This is a genomic window from Brevibacterium sp. CSND-B09 (assembly GCF_052906525.1).
Genome location: NZ_JBREGI010000001.1, coordinates 2,584,901 through 2,600,516, shown reverse-complemented (window position 1 = coordinate 2,600,516; position 15,616 = coordinate 2,584,901). Strand labels below are relative to the sequence as shown.

At 65.8% G+C, this 15,616-nt stretch carries 10 protein-coding genes and 1 tRNA gene; 3 read left to right on the top strand and 8 right to left on the bottom strand.

Features of this window, described 5'->3' with window-relative positions; genetic code table 11:
* Window positions 1-53: 53 nt before the first annotated feature.
* Window positions 54-1,469, bottom strand: a complete 1,416-nt coding sequence (locus ACU4IU_RS11590; RefSeq protein ID WP_446656803.1) for an aminotransferase class III-fold pyridoxal phosphate-dependent enzyme — start codon at window positions 1,467-1,469, stop codon at window positions 54-56.
* Window positions 1,470-1,549: 80 nt separating this feature from the next.
* Entirely contained in the window at window positions 1,550-3,034 is a 1,485-nt protein-coding gene (locus tag ACU4IU_RS11585) for a CoA-acylating methylmalonate-semialdehyde dehydrogenase (RefSeq protein ID WP_446656802.1), read from the bottom strand.
* A 113-nt stretch (window positions 3,035-3,147) separates the two neighbouring features.
* On the opposite strand from ACU4IU_RS11585, the gene ACU4IU_RS11580 reads away from it, so the two are divergent.
* Window positions 3,148-4,845 carry a PucR family transcriptional regulator gene (locus ACU4IU_RS11580; protein ID WP_446656801.1) on the top strand — a complete coding sequence of 566 codons (1,698 nt, stop codon included), beginning with the start codon at window positions 3,148-3,150 and terminating at the stop codon, window positions 4,843-4,845.
* Between the two features lie 87 nt (window positions 4,846-4,932).
* Here the strand turns inward: ACU4IU_RS11580 and ACU4IU_RS11575 are convergent, their stop codons facing one another.
* From ACU4IU_RS11575 to ACU4IU_RS11550, 6 genes are all read right to left on the bottom strand, one after another.
* Window positions 4,933-5,937, bottom strand: a complete 1,005-nt coding sequence (locus tag ACU4IU_RS11575) for an Ldh family oxidoreductase (protein ID WP_446656800.1) — start codon at window positions 5,935-5,937, stop codon at window positions 4,933-4,935.
* A gap of 105 nt (window positions 5,938-6,042) precedes the next feature.
* Window positions 6,043-7,134 (bottom strand): proline racemase family protein, encoded by a 1,092-nt coding sequence (locus ACU4IU_RS11570; protein ID WP_446656799.1) that lies wholly within the window; start codon window positions 7,132-7,134, stop codon window positions 6,043-6,045.
* A 119-nt stretch (window positions 7,135-7,253) separates the two neighbouring features.
* A complete protein-coding gene (locus tag ACU4IU_RS11565) occupies window positions 7,254-8,501 on the bottom strand; it encodes an FAD-dependent oxidoreductase (protein ID WP_446656798.1) in 1,248 nt (415 codons plus the stop codon).
* Window positions 8,502-8,667: 166 nt separating this feature from the next.
* Window positions 8,668-9,270 carry an OmpA family protein gene (locus ACU4IU_RS11560; RefSeq protein ID WP_446656797.1) on the bottom strand — a complete coding sequence of 201 codons (603 nt, stop codon included), beginning with the start codon at window positions 9,268-9,270 and terminating at the stop codon, window positions 8,668-8,670.
* Window positions 9,267-9,884, bottom strand: a complete 618-nt coding sequence (locus ACU4IU_RS11555) for a hypothetical protein (protein ID WP_172171714.1) — start codon at window positions 9,882-9,884, stop codon at window positions 9,267-9,269. Before ACU4IU_RS11555 ends, ACU4IU_RS11560 begins: the two co-directional genes overlap by 4 nt.
* Window positions 9,885-10,114: 230 nt before the next feature.
* Window positions 10,115-10,203, bottom strand: a tRNA-Ser gene (locus ACU4IU_RS11550).
* 375 nt (window positions 10,204-10,578) lie between these two features.
* Here ACU4IU_RS11550 and ACU4IU_RS11545 point away from each other — a divergent pair.
* The gene (locus ACU4IU_RS11545; RefSeq protein ID WP_446656796.1) at window positions 10,579-13,101 is read left to right on the top strand and encodes an LCP family glycopolymer transferase; all 2,523 of its coding nucleotides are present in this window, start codon (window positions 10,579-10,581) and stop codon (window positions 13,099-13,101) included.
* Complete coding sequence (locus tag ACU4IU_RS11540) at window positions 13,098-15,410, top strand: FAD/NAD(P)-binding protein (RefSeq protein WP_446656795.1); 2,313 nt, start codon at window positions 13,098-13,100, stop codon at window positions 15,408-15,410. The genes ACU4IU_RS11545 and ACU4IU_RS11540 overlap by 4 nt, the downstream gene beginning before the upstream one ends.
* Window positions 15,411-15,616 lie beyond the last annotated feature (206 nt).

The window sequence follows — 15,616 nt, the reverse complement described above, 5'->3', positions numbered from 1 at the left end:
GGAAATCGTGGCTGGACATCACCGAGGCGACCCCTCCTTCTCGAGGGACGAATCTACTCCGTGACGTACCGATCCGCGACGTCGAGTGCCCGGTCGAGGGCGGCGAGTCCGAACCTGACGTCCTCGTCCGGGGTGTTCAGCGGCGGCACGACGTGGATGCGGTTGAAGTTCGCGAACGGCAGCACGCCGTCGGCTTTGAGCGCTGCGATGACCTCGTTCATCTCCGGTGAGCTGCCGCCGTAGGCCGCCAGCGGCTCCTTCGTCGTCCGGTCCTTCACGAGCTCGACGGCCCAGAAGCAGCCGAGACCCCGGACATCACCGACCGAGGGGTGACGCTGCGCCATCTCCCGCAGAGCCGGGCCGATGATGTCATCGCCGAGGCGGTCCGCATTGGCGATCATTCCCTCGTCCTCCATCGCGGTGATCGTCGCGACCGCTGCCGCGCAGGCGAGCGGATGTCCCGAGTAGGTCAGTCCGCCCGGGTAGGCCCGATCGCGGAAGGTCTCGAAGATCGCATCCGAGATCGCGACTCCGCCGAGCGGGACGTATCCGGAGTTCACGCCTTTGGCGAAGGTGATGAGGTCCGGGGTGACGTCCCAGTGGTCGAGGGCGAACCAGCGACCGGTGCGGCCGAACCCGGCCATCACCTCGTCGGCAATGAAGACGATCCCGTACTTCGCCGTCAGTTCCCGCACGCCTTCGAGGTAACCGGCCGGTGGGGCGTAGATCCCCGCGGTGCCCGGCACGGTCTCGAGGATGAGGGCGGCGATGTTGTTCGGACCTTCGAGGGTGATCATGTCCTCGAGGTGGGCCAGCGCCCGCTGCGTCTCCTCGGCCTCGGACGACGAGTTGAAGTACGACCGGTACGGGTAGGCGGGCATGAAGTGGACGATGCCCTCAGCGGAGTAGTCGTTGGCGAACCTGCGCGGGTCGCCGGTGACGTTGACGGCCAGCTGCGTGCCGCCGTGGTAGCTGCGGTAGGCCGAGAGCACCTTCGTCCGACCGGTGTGCAGTCGGGCCATCCGGATCGCGTGCTCGTTCGCATCGGCTCCCCCGTTGGTGAAGAACACGTGGTCGAGGTCGCCCGGGGTGCGTTCGGTGATGAGTCGGGCCGCCTCGGAGCGGGCGTCGTTGACGTGCTGCGGCGCGATGGTGCACAGCTTGCCGGCCTGCGTCTGGATCGCCGCGACCACCCCCGGGTGCTGATGGCCGATATTGGTGTTCACCAGCTGCGATGACATGTCGAGCAGCTTCCGACCTTCTCCGTCCCAGACGTAGGGACCTTCGGCGTCGACGATCGTCATCGGCTGGAACGGCCCCTGCGCCTGCCAGGAGTGGAAGACGTGCGCCCGGTCGAGTTCGTGGGCACGTCGCCCGGCCTCGATCTGCTGCGCATCGATCCGAACAGCGCCCGAGCGATCAGCGTCGAGGTGCGATTTGGTGAGCGGGGAATCCGCGGTGGTGGTCATGTCAGGGCTCCTTCGCCGAGGTGGTTCGTCGTTGTGTGAACGTCCGCCCCGGGTCGGGGCGGACGTTCGTGGTGGTCTGTTCAGTCGTTGGTGGGGAATCCGAGGTTGAGTCCGCCGTGGCTGGGATCGAGCCAGCGTGAGGTGACGACCTTGCCGCGGGTGAAGAAGTGGACGCCTTCGTCGCCGTAGGCGTGGGTGTCGCCGAACAGCGAGTTCTTCCATCCGCCGAAGGAGTAGTAGCCGACGGGCACGGGGATGGGCACGTTGATGCCGACCATACCGACCTCGACCTCGTTCTCGTATCGGCGGGCAGCACCGCCGTCGTTGGTGAAGATCGCGGTGCCGTTGCCGTAGGGGTTGGAGTTGATGAGGTCGATGCCTTCGTCGTAGCCGGGGACGCGGACGACGGCGAGGACGGGTCCGAAGATCTCATCGGTGTAGATCGACATGTCGGGGGTGACGTCATCGAAGAGGGTCGGGTTGAGGAAGAATCCCTCGGCCGGGGTGTTCTCGCGGCCGTCGAGGACGACCGTTGCCCCCGCCTCGGCGCCGGCATCGATGTAGCCGGCAACCTTGTCGCGGTGGGCGGCGGTGACCAGCGGTCCCATATCGGGCTCGGTCGCCCCGTCACCCACGCGCAGGGTGCGGGTGCGCTCGGCGATCTTCGCGACCAGATCATCGGCGATGGAGTCGACAGCGACGACCACGGAGATCGCCATGCAGCGCTCACCTGCGGCGCCGTAGCCGGCGTTGACGGCTGCGTCGGCGGCAAGGTCGAGGTCCGCATCGGGCAGGACGAGCATATGGTTCTTCGCTCCTCCGAGCGCCTGGACGCGCTTGCCGGTGGCGGTGCCGTTCTCGTAGACGTATTGTGCGATCGGGGTCGACCCGACGAAGGACACCGAGGCGACCTCGGGGCTCTCGAGGATCGTGTCGACGGCTTCCTTGTCACCGTGGACGACGTTGAACACGCCATCGGGCAGCCCGGCTTCCTTCCACAGCTCGGCGAGCCAGTTCGCGGCCGACGGATCCTTCTCCGAGGGCTTGAGCACGACGGTGTTTCCGGTGGCGATGGCCACGGGGAAGAACCACATCGGGACCATGGCCGGGAAGTTGAAGGGAGAGATGATCGCGGAAACGCCGATCGGCTGGCGCAGGGAGTGGACGTCGATGTTCGTCGAGGCGTTCTCCGTATGACCGCCGCGCAGGTGGCCCGCGATGCCGCACGCGAATTCGACGACTTCCTGGCCGCGGGCGACCTCGCCGAGAGCGTCGGAGACGACCTTGCCGTGTTCGGCGGTGATGATCTCGGCCAGTTCCTGCTTCCGAGCGTTGAGCAGTTCGCGGAAGTTGAAGAGGACAGCGGTCCGCTTGGCCAGGGACGTGTCGCGCCAGGCGGGGAACGCGGCGGATGCTGCGGCGATCGCCGATTCCACGGTGGCCTTCGACCCCAGGGCCACCTGGCCGCTGACGACTCCGGTGGCCGGGTTCGTGATATCGCCGAGGCGGGTGTCGGTGTCCGCGGTGACGGTCCGTCCGTTGATCCAGTGGGAGAGCGTTGCCATGAAGGGTCCTTCTGCGTCGTCGGTACGTCGGTTGAGTCCATCCTCTGTCCGCTTTGCCGATCTCGGAAGTGTCAGAATGTCAGAATCTTCGCCCTCGGCTTTACACTGTGTCAATGGACACTGCACGGGAGTCGAGCGGGGCATCGTTGAGCATCGCCGGTCTGCTCGAGTTCGAGGAGATCAGGGCTGCAGAGCCTGCGGTACTTGCCGGCGAGGCAGGCCTCGACCGGGCGATCCGCTGGGTCCACATCGCCGATTCCGAGCATGTCGAGCGCTTCCTCGAGGGTGGTGAGCTCGTGTTGACCACCGCCACGGCCTTCCGCCACTCGCCTGCGGCGATGACGGAGTTCCTCGACCAGCTCGAGCGCGCAGGTGCCGCTGGGACGATCATCGAACTCGTCGATGAGAACTCGACCCACGATGAGGAAGCGCGCGAGATCGCGGCCGCGGCCGCCTCGGCGAGGGACCTGCCTGTCATCGTCCTGCCGCGACGGGTGAAGTTCGTCAGGATCACCGAGCTCGCACACCGCAGCCTTCTCGCACAGCAGATCTCGCGGCTCGAACATGCCCGGGAGATCCACGAGACGTACACGCAGCTGAGCCTCGATCGGGCCGAAGCGCAGACGATCGTCGACCGCACTGCAGAGCTGTTGGGCACGGCGGTGGTCCTCGAGGATGTGTCCCATCGAGTTCTCGCGCATTCCGGCCGTGGCTCGCAGGCTCTCGTGCAGAAGTGGGTCGACCTCGTCAGCGGTGCGAGCACGACACCCGGCGGCCACGCGCCGGCGCAGTGGCGGCAGACGCCGGTGGGGCTGCGTTCTCGCCGATGGGGCCGGCTCGTCGTACCCGGCGCCGCCGAGTCCGTCGCCGATCTCGAGCAGGTCATCGAGCGCGCCGGTGAAGCCCTGACGCTGACTCGAATGGCCGATCGCGATGAGCAGGATCTGCTGCTGCAGGCCCAAAGCGGCCTGATCCGAGAGATCACGGACTCAGAGGGCATCGACGAGCGTTCGGCAAGGGAGCGCGCCCGCTCTCTGGGATTCACTCCTGCGGAAGGGGCCGAGCTCACCCCAGTGGTCGTCCGCATTGATCGTGAGGCCGACACCGATCCGACTCGGGTGCAGCTGCAGGAGCGCGGCCTGACGCAGGAGATCACCTCTGCCGCCTCGCGCCTCAATCTGTGTCTGCTCATGACGAGCCTGCAGTCAGGCGTGTTCGGGTTCGTTCTGGGGCCCGGTCGCGGGAGAAACCGACGATCACAGCCGAGTCCGCGCGGTACTGCGGAGGCCGACGACCGCCTCAACCGCCTTCTCGCCGAGCTCGAGGGGCTTGCTGCGAGTTGGGTGGTCGGGGTCGGCCGCGGAAGCACTTCTCTGCTTCGCGCTGTCGCCGGTCTCGAACCCGCTTCTCACGTCGCCGAGGTCGCGTCGACGCTCGATGTGCGTGAGCGTGCGTTCTACCGCTCCTCGGACGTGCGCATCCGCGGGCTGCTGTCTCTGCTGGCCGAGGACTCCCGGCTGCGTGCCTTCGCCGAGGGAGAGCTGGGGCCGCTGCTCGGCGAAGACAGGCGTCGGAACGGCGTTCTGCCGTCGACCGCGGACTCCGCAGACGACGGACTGCTCGACTTCCTCGAGCTCTACCTCTCCCATGGCGGCAACAAGTCCGCGATGGCGCGGGCCGGGCACCTGTCCCGACCCGCGCTCTACACACGGATCAATCGTCTGCAGGACCGCCTCGGCGTCTCACTCGACGATGCGGAGTCACGCACGGCACTGCACGTAGCGCTGCTGTGGTGGCGGATGTACGGCTGAGGACCGTACTCGACGGAGTCGGCGAATCCCGCCAGCGGGGTCGTGTGCTGCCCAGGACAGAGCAGGCTTCGGCCGGTCGACAGAAGTTCAGTCGAATATAGCGCGAATCGTGTCGGTGACGGGGATTCCGCGTTCGGCCGCCTCGGCGCGATTGGCGTAGCGACGATCACCGGGCTGACGATCCATGCCTGCGTCGCGGAGCATGTCGACGAATTCGCGGACGCGGCTCAGATAGGCGTCGTTGCCGCCGCGTTCGGGGTCGATGACGATGAAGAGCTGACCGGTCCGGAAGGTGTGGGCGCCCTCGGGGGCCTCCGCGTCGACCTCATAGGTGAAGGCACCGCCGGTCAGCCCTGCCGCGAGCGTTTCGATCATGAACGACAGCAGCGCACCCTTGTGCCCGCCGATGGGGCGGATTCCGCCGCCGTCGAGGATGGCGTTCGGATCCGTGGTGTCCGCGCCGGTCGAGTCGACCCCGGTCCCGACCGGAACGTCCTGGCCCTCTGCCCGCAGCAGCTGCAGGTCCCCGTGGGACATCGACGACGTGGAGAAGTCGAAGACGATCGGGTCCGCGTCAGCCACGGGTGTGGCGAAACCGAACGGATTGGTACTGAAGACCGGACGAGTGGCCCCCTCGGGGACAACGGCGAGCTTGCCGCTGGCAATCATCCCCATCGCCACCCGACCGTCGCGTGCAAATGCCTCGAGGTCGGGCCACAGGGCACTGAAGTGATGGGTGTTGCGCAGAGCGATGACGGCGACACCGGCGTCGTCGAGCGCCTGGTCGATCGTCGGCCCCGCCTCGGCGAGTGCGGGTTGGGCGAAACCGTTGTGACCGTCGATGCGGATATAGGAAGGGCCGACGACGTCGATGCTCGTTTCTGCTGTCCCATCTGCCCAACCCCGGGTCAGCGAATCGAGGTATCCGGCCACGCGAAAGACTCCGTGGCTGAGAGTGCCATCGCGCTCGCAGGTGGCACAGTTGGTCGCCAGCACTTTCGCAACCACCGAGGAGGCTCCTGCGGCGGTGAGCTTGGCTTCGATCGCTGAGACAAGGTCATCGAAAGATATACGGTCAGCTTCGTTCGTCATTGTGCGCTCCTCGTGTCCAGCAAATCGTGTCGGCTTCGACCACTGCCCTTGATCAGAAGACTACCGTTCGATCGGGCGTCGGCCTTGCGGTTTCATGTCCGCTCCTCAGTTCTCGTCGGCGGTTTCTGCCGCGCTCGTTCTGCCGCTCCAGATGTCGCCGACGGTAAAGCCGACCGGAAACGGATCATCGGCTTCGAGCACGAGCTGCTGGAATCCTGTGATCCACCCGCGCCCGGTGATCGAAGGGATGACGGCTGGAACTCCGCCGATCTCAGTCTCTTCCTTCACCACGGCGGTGAAGGTCGTGCCCATCATCGATTCGTGGACGAATCGCTGACCAACGCGCAGTTCGCCGCGGGCGTGCTTGGCCGCCACTCGACCACTCGTCCCGGTGCCGCACGGCGAGCGGTCGAGAGTCCCAGTCCACGTGCTCGGATCGTCGAGGTCGACTATGCCGTTGGGCAGGACGACGGCGTTGCGTCCGTCGGTGCCCTCAGTTCGTGCGGGTCCGTGGATCAGCGGCAGACCGATCGAATCGATTTCAGGGATGAGGGGATGCCTCACCTCGAAGGTCTCGTTCGCCGCCTGCCGCAACACGCTGGCAGCCCTGATGATCTCCTTGGCATTGCCAGGATCAAGATCCACGCCGAGGTTGTCCGCCGCGGTCTGTACGTAGAACTGACCACCGAAGACGATGTCGACGGGGATCGTCCCGTACCCAGGCACCTCGAGAGGCAGGTCGAGTCCGTGGACGAAAGCCGGGACGTTGTCGAAGGTCACCGACTTCGCGCGGCCGGCCTCCACCTCGGCGCGGACCGTGACGACACCGGCGGCGGTATCGACCCGCAGCTCGGTGACCGGTTCTCTGACATCGACGGACCCGGTCTCGATCAGCGCCGTGACGGTGCAGATGAGGTTCGATCCGGACATCGGCTTGAACCCGCCCTGCTCCATGACGATCATTCCGAAATCGCAGCTCGGATCCGTCGCAGGCACGACGATCGGGGAGCACAGGCCGGGATAGCCGCGGGGTTCGTGGAGGATGAGGTTCCGGAAGTCCTCGAGGTGCTCTTCGCAGTAGCGGAGCTTCTCGGCCATCGTCGCACCTTTGACCCGCAGTCCCGAGCCGATCAGCACTCGGCCGGGTTCGCCGGCCGCGTGGACATCGACGGCCTGGATGAGCTGTCTGTTCTTCACGTTCCCTCGTCTCTGCTCGGGCGGGCCTCAGTCCACGACTTCGCTGCCGGTGACTTGTTGTGTGGTCTCATGAGCCCATCCTCGTCCGTTCGGGTCCGTGCGGCGTTGACGTGAATCGTTCAGAACCGATTCGGGGACACACGAGCGAGCAGTTCACCGGGCAGGGTCGAGCTTCCACCAGTCATGAGTCCGGATAGCAGTCGGGCAGATCCCGGTGCCAGTGTCAGACCGAGCATCGAATGTCCGGAGTTGATGTAGGCGTTCTTCACGGAGTCCAGTTGCCCGATGACGGGAAGGCCGTCAGGAGTCATGGGGCGCGACCCAGCCCATGGAGCCAGTTCTCCCTGACCGTCGCCCCACTCACGGAATGCTTCCTGAGCCGCGCGGCGGATTGCACCGACGCGGACCTCGTTGACGTCGTCGTCCGTGCTGCCGAACTCCATCGTGCCCGCGAGCCTGAGCATGCCGTTCAGCGGAGTGACGGCGACGCGAGCATCTTCGAGGGTCAGGGATGTGCGCAGCTGGATCGGAGCGGGTGAGTAGTCGATGCTGTAGCCCTTGCCCGAGTAGATGGGGATCTTCTGGCCGAGTTGCCTGGCCAACACGCCGGACGGGACACCGGCGGAGATGACAAAAGCGTCGGCCTTGATGACCTCCGCGTCGGAGGTGACAACTGCGGTCACGGCGTCGCCGGAGCGAACGAAGCGTCCAACGCGAGTGTTTTCTCGCACGACTACGCCGAGATCGGTGAGTTTCGCGAGGAGGCCCGCTGTCAGAGAATCGGGTTCGATCTGTCGGTCAGCGGAGAAAGAGAGACCGTGGCGGATGCGATCGCTGAGAGCCGGTTCGGCCTCGCGGACTTCGTCATCATGCAGTCGCCGCGGCAGGTGGCCAGCGGCCTCGAAAGCGGGCAGGCTCGCACAGTGTTCGTCGAAGCGTTCCCGAGTCTCGAAAGCCAGCAGCACACCGCGGTCGTGCATCTCGAAGTCGATGCCTTGAGCCTGGTACTCATCGAAGAGATCGTTCGCATCCTCGCCGAGGCGCAGGTGGAGGTCGAGTCCGGCTTCGAAGTCATGTGTGTTGCAGTGCCTGGCCATCCGCAACAGGAATCTGAGATAGCCGGGCGCAAGGGACGGCTTGATCGATAGTGGGCTGTCGGGTTTGAGCATCCATCGGATCCCCTGAAGCAGCACGCCTGGGGCAGGCACCGGGGTGCTCTCGGCGATGGCGATCTTTGCGGCATTTCCGTGAGAGGCGCCCGCACCGCAGCGGGCAGCCTCGATGACTGTGACGTCGTGCCCGCTCAGCGCCAGTTCGTAGGCACTGGTCAGCCCGACCACGCCGCCTCCGATGATGAATGTCTTCAATCGGTTGCCCTCCATTGGTCCCCGAATCGGCGGTTTCGCGGTCTGGTCCGGGCCGACGTCACCGAAGCTGACTCTTGTTTGACCATCTATAGAGAGAGACGCTATGCAGTGCCGTCAGGTTCGTCAATGGCCTCAGCCGCTCTTCCCGGACAGCCTAAGATCAGGCTCAGCCTTCGTAGCGGATTTCGACGCGACGGTTCTTCGCCCGGCCCTCAGGGTCGTCTTTGCCGTTCTTCTCATTCGACTCGACGGGCTCGGACTCGCCGAATCCCTTTGCTGTCACCTCAAGGTCCGAGTTCTCCGAGGTGAGCACCTCGGCGACGGCCTTCGCGCGGTCTTCGGAGAGCTTCTTGTTGTAGTCGTCTTCGCCCTTGGAGTCCGTATGCCCGCCGACGGTGATCTCGGAGTCGGACGGCAGATCCTCGACAAGGTCCTTGAACTTCTTCATCGCAGTGTCGCTCAGTTCAGCCGAGTCGAAGTCGAAGAGGATATCCGTGTCGAGCGTGACCACGGTATCGCCGCCACTGGCTTTGGTCGTCTCCACGTCCTCGATGCCTTTGTCCAGGTCATAGATCTCCGGTTCGAGTTCGACAATGCTCTTGTCGATCTGCGACTGGTCGGGATCGGTGAAGTCCTCCGGAGTCGGGGCATCTCGGTTGGCGATGTCCTGCGAAGTCACTGAGTCTGCGAACGCGAGTGCGGGTGGACCGGCGACGACAATGCCGGCAGCAAGAATCACCGCTGCAGGACCGACGGCTGCCGGCTTCACGAGATCTTCACTCCGGTGGCGAGGTTCATACCGTCGACGACGGAGACCTCGACCTCGTCGACATCTGGCGGCGGGGCCGCGAAGACAGCGAAGGCGTAGTGGGTCTGGCCGGGTTTGAACTTCGTCTGTTGGACATTCGTCTGCGCTCGCTGCGGGAACTTATCCAGCACGTTGTGCTTGCGCAGGTTCTGCGAGTCGACAAGGAACGGCGCCCAGCTCCCGCCCAGATAGCCGTAGAGATCGTCGCCGTCGTCGTCCTCGTCGGTCTGATCAGAGTTCACGGTGAACGCGAACTGCGCCACGACAGTTTCGCCCTGACGCTTGAGAGGGAACAGCTCGACAGTCATCGTCGCTTTGTCATCGCCGTCAACGGCGGCGGGGATCTCCTGGGAGGCGACAGGATCGGGAAGATCCTTCGGATCGAGGCCGGCCGCCTCGGCGGATCCGGATTCACCCTTCGAACCTGCGGCCTCACCGGACTCCTGCGCAGCGCCTTGGGTCTCGGCACCCTCGGCGTTCGGCTCCTCTGTGTCGTCTCCGAACGAGCAGGCGGCCAGGGTCAGCGCCAAAGCTGCGGCGGCAGCGGACAGAGCTGTCTTGCGGATCAGGGGCATAGCGATGGGAGTTCTCCTCAGTACTCGCCGGAGCAGCATCTCTGCTGGTGAGCTCCGGTGGCGCGGGGGCGGACGCGGATCAACTTACCCCGGACAGGTGAACTTTCACTACATCGAACGTAAGTCGAGACGAACAAAGGCGTCGGCACTCGCGGGCAAACGCGATTCTGTGGGAACGCAAGAACCCCTGCACCCGAATTCTCATCGGATCGCAGGGGTTCTGCCTCACGCGGAGCCGGTGGGATTTGAACCCACGGTCCCCCTATTGGAGGACTTCACCTTAGCAGGGTGACGCTTTCGGCCGCTCAGCCACGACTCCATCCGCAATGCTGCGATCCGCCTCGGCGAAATGCATACCGACAGACCCTCCAGCACTACGGGATACAGCCTAAGGGAAAGGAGCCATCCAGGGCAAAGCGCAACCGCGGAGAGTGGGCTTCGTCATAGTCGAACCGACCCGTGACGGGCGCAAATCCGGGCCGAACGTCCCCTTTGTACCGCTCCCCCACACCGGAATTCCAGCATTCATCAATGTCCAGGCGTAAAATCGGCGTGATGTGCTTTGCGGTCTGGTCTCAGATCCTCGCAGAAACACCGGTCGGAAAACCGATAGCCGCGGTGTGCCCTGTGCCGGAAACGAGAACGGCGAGCGGGCCGTATCGCACGAGCAGACAGTTTTTGAGGAGTAGACAACTTGCCAGAGTTTCCCCCTGACAAGCGCGGACCGTATGGGAGCGACCCCGATTCCCAGACAACAGGTCGTCGGCTCCGCGCCTCCTCTCGCCCCCGGTTCCGCGGCGACACCGCCGCCAGTGAAAGCGACTCGACACCGCAGTCGAGCTCGCCGCAGCAGAATTCTCGGCAGTCTGAGCCTCGCCGCTCGGAGTCCCAGCGTCGTGACTCCCAGCAGCTGCCGACCTCGGCGGTGAATCCTCGCCGGTCCCGCACGAACTCGGACCACAACCCCGACCAGAATTCTGGTCAGGACTCCACACGGTCCGCCGACGCCCGATCCGACAATTCGTTCCGCACAAGCTCTCGCGGATCCGGAGAGCAGTCGGACAACCGACTCGGCGACAGCACCCGTGACACAGGATCAGCGACCCGCTCGCCGCATGCACCGCCTCCGCGCCCGGTCGCCCCACGCACTCGCCGCGAAGCCCGCATGCTGCGAGCTGCCGCCGCCAGCGGAGCCTCTGCCGCCGGAGTGGCCGCAGCAGCAAGCTCGAACACACAGGATGATCCGGGCGCCGGCTCACGGCGCGGTCCTGCCCACGATGCTCCGCGCACCTTCGCACGGGACGAATCGGCCGCCTCGGCGAGGGATTCCCACGATTTCGACCACACGGACAACGACGCCGATACGGGCTCCGCTCCGGCGACTCGCCGCGACGCCCGTGAACGGCACGCGGCCGAATCCCGAGGCCGGGGCCGAAAGAGGTCATCCGCCACACGGGGCGCGCGCAGCGCCGCGGCCGCAGCAGCGGTCGGTGCGGGCGGCACTGCGGCAGCAACCGGCGCATCGTCTGCCGCGAGAGGAGCCGACGAGAACGGCTCCGCCCACGCCGAGAAGTCGACCGGTCACGGACCGGGACGGGCCCGCCGCCATTCCTCTCGCCTCGGCGAATCGTTCCCCAGCCTCGTCGGCTGGACCTCTCTGAGCACCCTGCTGCCCGGTGTCGGACTGTTGCGCACACGCTTCCGGCCCGCCGGGCTCATCGTCTTCGGTCTCTTCGTCATCACTCTGCTCGTCGGACTCGTCTATCTGCTGGTCAAGGGACCGGTGCGTGCGATCGCCACGATCGTCGCCAGCCCCTCGCTGCTCAACTTCCTCGCCATCGCCGCCGTGCTCGTGGCCGTGATCTGGATCCTCGTGATGGTCGTATCCCACCTCGGGCTGCGTCGCGGACACCGATACCGGCCCTGGCAGAACAAGATGGCCGGCGTCCTCGTCGTCTCCCTCGCCCTCATCATCGGCATCCCGCTCGGCGTCGGCTCGGTCTTCGCCCGCGTGCAGTCCGACACGGTCGCCAGCCTATTCGGCGACAGCACGGGCAAATCCCACAGCGCCGAAGAACTCTGGGCCGACAAGCCCTATATCAACGTCTTCCTCATGGGCCGCGACAACGGCGACGATCGTGAGGGCACCCGACCGGACACGATGCTCGTGGCCTCCATCGACACGAAGACCGGCAACGCCGCGCTCATCTCCGTGCCCCGTAACCTCGCTTTCCCGGTCTTCCCCGAAGGCAGCGAACTCGAAAAGGCGTGGCCCGACGGATTCCGCCCCTCCGGTGACTCGTCCGAGGACCTCATCAACGCCGTATGGCAGTGGGGCGAACAGAACCCCGACAAGATCGGAAACCCACACGGACTCGAACCGGGCATGTGGGCGACGATGCAGGCCGTCGAAGGCTCGTTGGGTCTCAAGCTCGACTACTGGTCCTCGGTCGACATGGCCGGATTCGAAGACGTCGTCGACGCCATCGGCGGAGTAAAGATCGACGTCGAACGCCCGATCCCGATGGGCGGCGGAAAATCGATGTCGGGTGTGAAGAACGAGATCTACGGCTGGGTCGATCCGGGCCCGCAGACGCTCAAGGGCAAGGACGCACTCTGGTACGTCCGCTCCCGTGAAGGCAGCGACAACTACGACCGCATGTGCCGTCAGCAGCGGATGCTCAAGACCACTCTCGAGCAGATCGACCCGCAGGAGATCGCCACGGCCTATCCGAAGCTCGCGAACTCCGCGACGCGGAACATCGCCACGTCGATCCCACAGAACGAGATCCCGGCCTTCATCGAACTTGCCATGATGATGCAGAAGGGCGACGTCACCACAGTCCAGATCAACAATGACGTCACCCCGACCTATGACCCCGATTACGATGTGCTCCACAAGTGGATCCTCGGCGAAGTCAAGGGTGCGTCCGACGGCGAGGAGACACCGAAGCCGACGAACGACGGCAGCAAGTCCCAGGAATCCGAGGACAGCACCGGCTCGACCGAGGACAGCACCGAAGACACCGCCACCGATGAGCCGGCCGATTCCGCGGATGGTTCCACGGACGAGGCCGGCGCCGAGGCGGACGCCACCGAAACGGCAACGCCGGGTGAGCCCAACGCCGAAGGCAAGTGCTACCCGAAGGGCTTCAAGCCCGGTGACGACTTCCCCGGCTACCCCGGGCCCAACGGCGGAACCGGCGAGCAGGGGTGAGTCAGGCTCCACAGACTCCCGCCCCCGCGGTCGCGATCATCGGCGTCGGACCGCGAGGTCTCACCGTTCTGGAGAGGCTCGTGGCTCTGGCGGCGAAACGCTTCGCCGGCACCGTCGGCGCACCCCGCAGCGCGGCTGACGCCACCACCGAGACCGCGCTGACCATCCACCTCATCGACCCGTACCCGCCCGGCGCGGGAATCGTGTGGCGCACCGACCAGCCCGAGTCTCTGCTGATGAACACCACCATCGCCGAGCAGACCGTCTTCCCCGACTCCAGCTGCACCTTCCTCGGCCCCGAAGAAGCACCGACCGGACCGTCCATGGCCGAGTGGTACCTTGCCAACGGCGGCACCGAACCGCTGCACTCGACCTTCCCCAGCCGCACCCTCTACGGCCGCTACCTCCGCGACGCCTACCGGCGCATCCGCGCCGGCGCACCGGACTTCATCGAGATCGTCGAACACCCGACGAAGGCCGAATCCGTCATCGACCTGCCCGCGATAGACCTCCCCCAATCGGCTGCTGAGGGGTCTCGAGCCACTGTCCCCGAGCAGCTCGTGCGCTGCCAGAACGGCACGACGATCGTCGCCAGCGCCGTCGTGCTCGCCGTCGGTCACATCCCCAGCGCCCAGCCGGAGGAGCGCGCCCGCCTCGCCGCTTTCGCCGAACTGGGCGGCGGCCTGTACCTGCCGCAGGGTCTGCCCGCGGAAACCCCCGTCACCGAGGTGGCCCCCGGTGAGCGGGTCATCGTCCGTGGCATGGGGCTCAACTACTTCGACCTGCAGACCCTGTTCACTCATGAGCGCGGCGGTCGCTATGAGACGCAGCCCGGCGGACTGCTGCGGTATGTGCCCAGCGGTGACGAACCGCGGCTGGCGCTGGGATCACGACGCGGAATCCCGTACCGCAGCAAACCGATCTGTCATGAACATCCTCGGCGGGACTGGCCCCTGCGGTACTTCACGAAGGACAATATCGCTCTGCTCGCCGGGATCGAGCACCTCGACGGGGAACGCAAGGCCGGTGCCCGATTCAATGATCAGCTGTGGCCGCTCATCCTCGCCGACCTGCGTCTGGCGTACTATCACACGCTCTCCCAGGTCCGTCCCGAAGCGTTCGCCGATGACCCCGGCCAGCTGCGCGAGGCCATCGGCGAAGCCGTCTCACGTCACCTGACCCGGCGCACCTGGCAGGAAACCCACCCGCAGTCGGGCGAAGTCGGTGCTGGCGAGGCTCGGACCGCTGCGCCCGCTCGCGCCGCGGCCAGCGCTACGACCACGTCCAGCGCTGCACGAGCAGCCGGCGCCACGACCACCGAGGATGCCGTCCGTCAGGGTCGCGTCACCCGCGAGGCCCTCGCCTGGTCGGAGATCGAAGAGGCACTCGTGCCCGATCCTGCCGACCGCATGTCCCTGCACACCCTGCTCAACCCGCTCGAAGGTGAGCTCTTCACCAGCCGCGAACCCGGCGAGCCTGGTTCCCTGCACGAGTGGATGCTCGATTTCCTGCGCACCGACCTGCGCAACTCTCTGGCAGGTCCGACCGGCAGCCCGGAGAAGGCGCTCTTCACCGTGCTATGGCAGTCCCGGCTGCTGCTCAAGGAGCTCATCGTCGCAGGTCACATCGACCGCGTGAGCATCGACATGGAGATCCTCGGCTGGTTCGAGGGCTTCGTCTCCGGCATCTGCGATGGGCCTCCCCCGCAGCGGATCGCGGAACTCATCGCCCTCGCCGAGGCGGGAATCGTATCCTTCATCGGCCCCGATATGCGCATCGAAGAAAACCCTGACGCTCTCCGCGAGAATCCAGAGGCGCCCGAAGCTGAGGCAGAGACCGCAAGTTCCGGCATCGCCGCACGCCCGGACGGGGTCGATAGCACCACTGCCAAAGCAAAGGGACTCACCAATGAGGCGCAGAAGCCGCGGCCAGAGATCTTCACGGTCACCTCGGCGCAGGCCGCGGGAGCGATCACGGGCAGCGTCGTCATCGATGCCGCGTCCCCGACGAACTCCGTCTCGCGCGCTGCCGATGTCCTGCTCTACGGAATGCTCGAACGCGGTCAGCTCACCGCGGCCCGCCTGACCTTGGACGACGGTCGAGAGAAATTTCTCAACGGACTCGCACTCACGTCTCGGCCGTACCGCACCATCGATGTCGAGGGCAACGTCCACCCGCGCCGGTTCGCTCTGTCGATCCAGCTGTCGTCGAAGCAGTGGGGGCTGGCGATCGCAGCGAACCCGGGCACGAACGCGGCCACGCTCAACGACTCGCACGCAGCCGCCGAGGCGATCCTCGACCTCCTCTGAGGCCGCGTACTCGTCCTCTTCTAAAGCTCAGCAGGCTCTCCCGGACGCCAGCCGCCGAGAACTCTCGGCCCGCCCGCGTCTCCGCGGACGCTGACGGCCCAGTTCCGCCAGCGGACCACACCACCCGCGGCAGTTGCCGAACTCCGCCCCGCGCAATGCACGAGGCCGAGCATCGAACGCGAACAGCCCAGTCTAGGGTGAATGGC

Bases quoted from the DNA above. Each gene is read 5' to 3' on its own strand.
- ACU4IU_RS11590 (WP_446656803.1), bottom strand. From the start codon at position 1,469: ATGACCACCACCGCGGATTCCCCGCTCACCAAATCGCACCTCGACGCT.
- ACU4IU_RS11585 (WP_446656802.1), bottom strand. From the start codon at position 3,034: ATGGCAACGCTCTCCCACTGGATCAACGGACGGACCGTCACCGCGGAC.
- ACU4IU_RS11580 (WP_446656801.1), top strand. From the start codon at position 3,148: ATGGACACTGCACGGGAGTCGAGCGGGGCATCGTTGAGCATCGCCGGT.
- ACU4IU_RS11575 (WP_446656800.1), bottom strand. From the start codon at position 5,937: ATGACGAACGAAGCTGACCGTATATCTTTCGATGACCTTGTCTCAGCG.
- ACU4IU_RS11555 (WP_172171714.1), bottom strand. From the start codon at position 9,884: ATGCCCCTGATCCGCAAGACAGCTCTGTCCGCTGCCGCCGCAGCTTTG.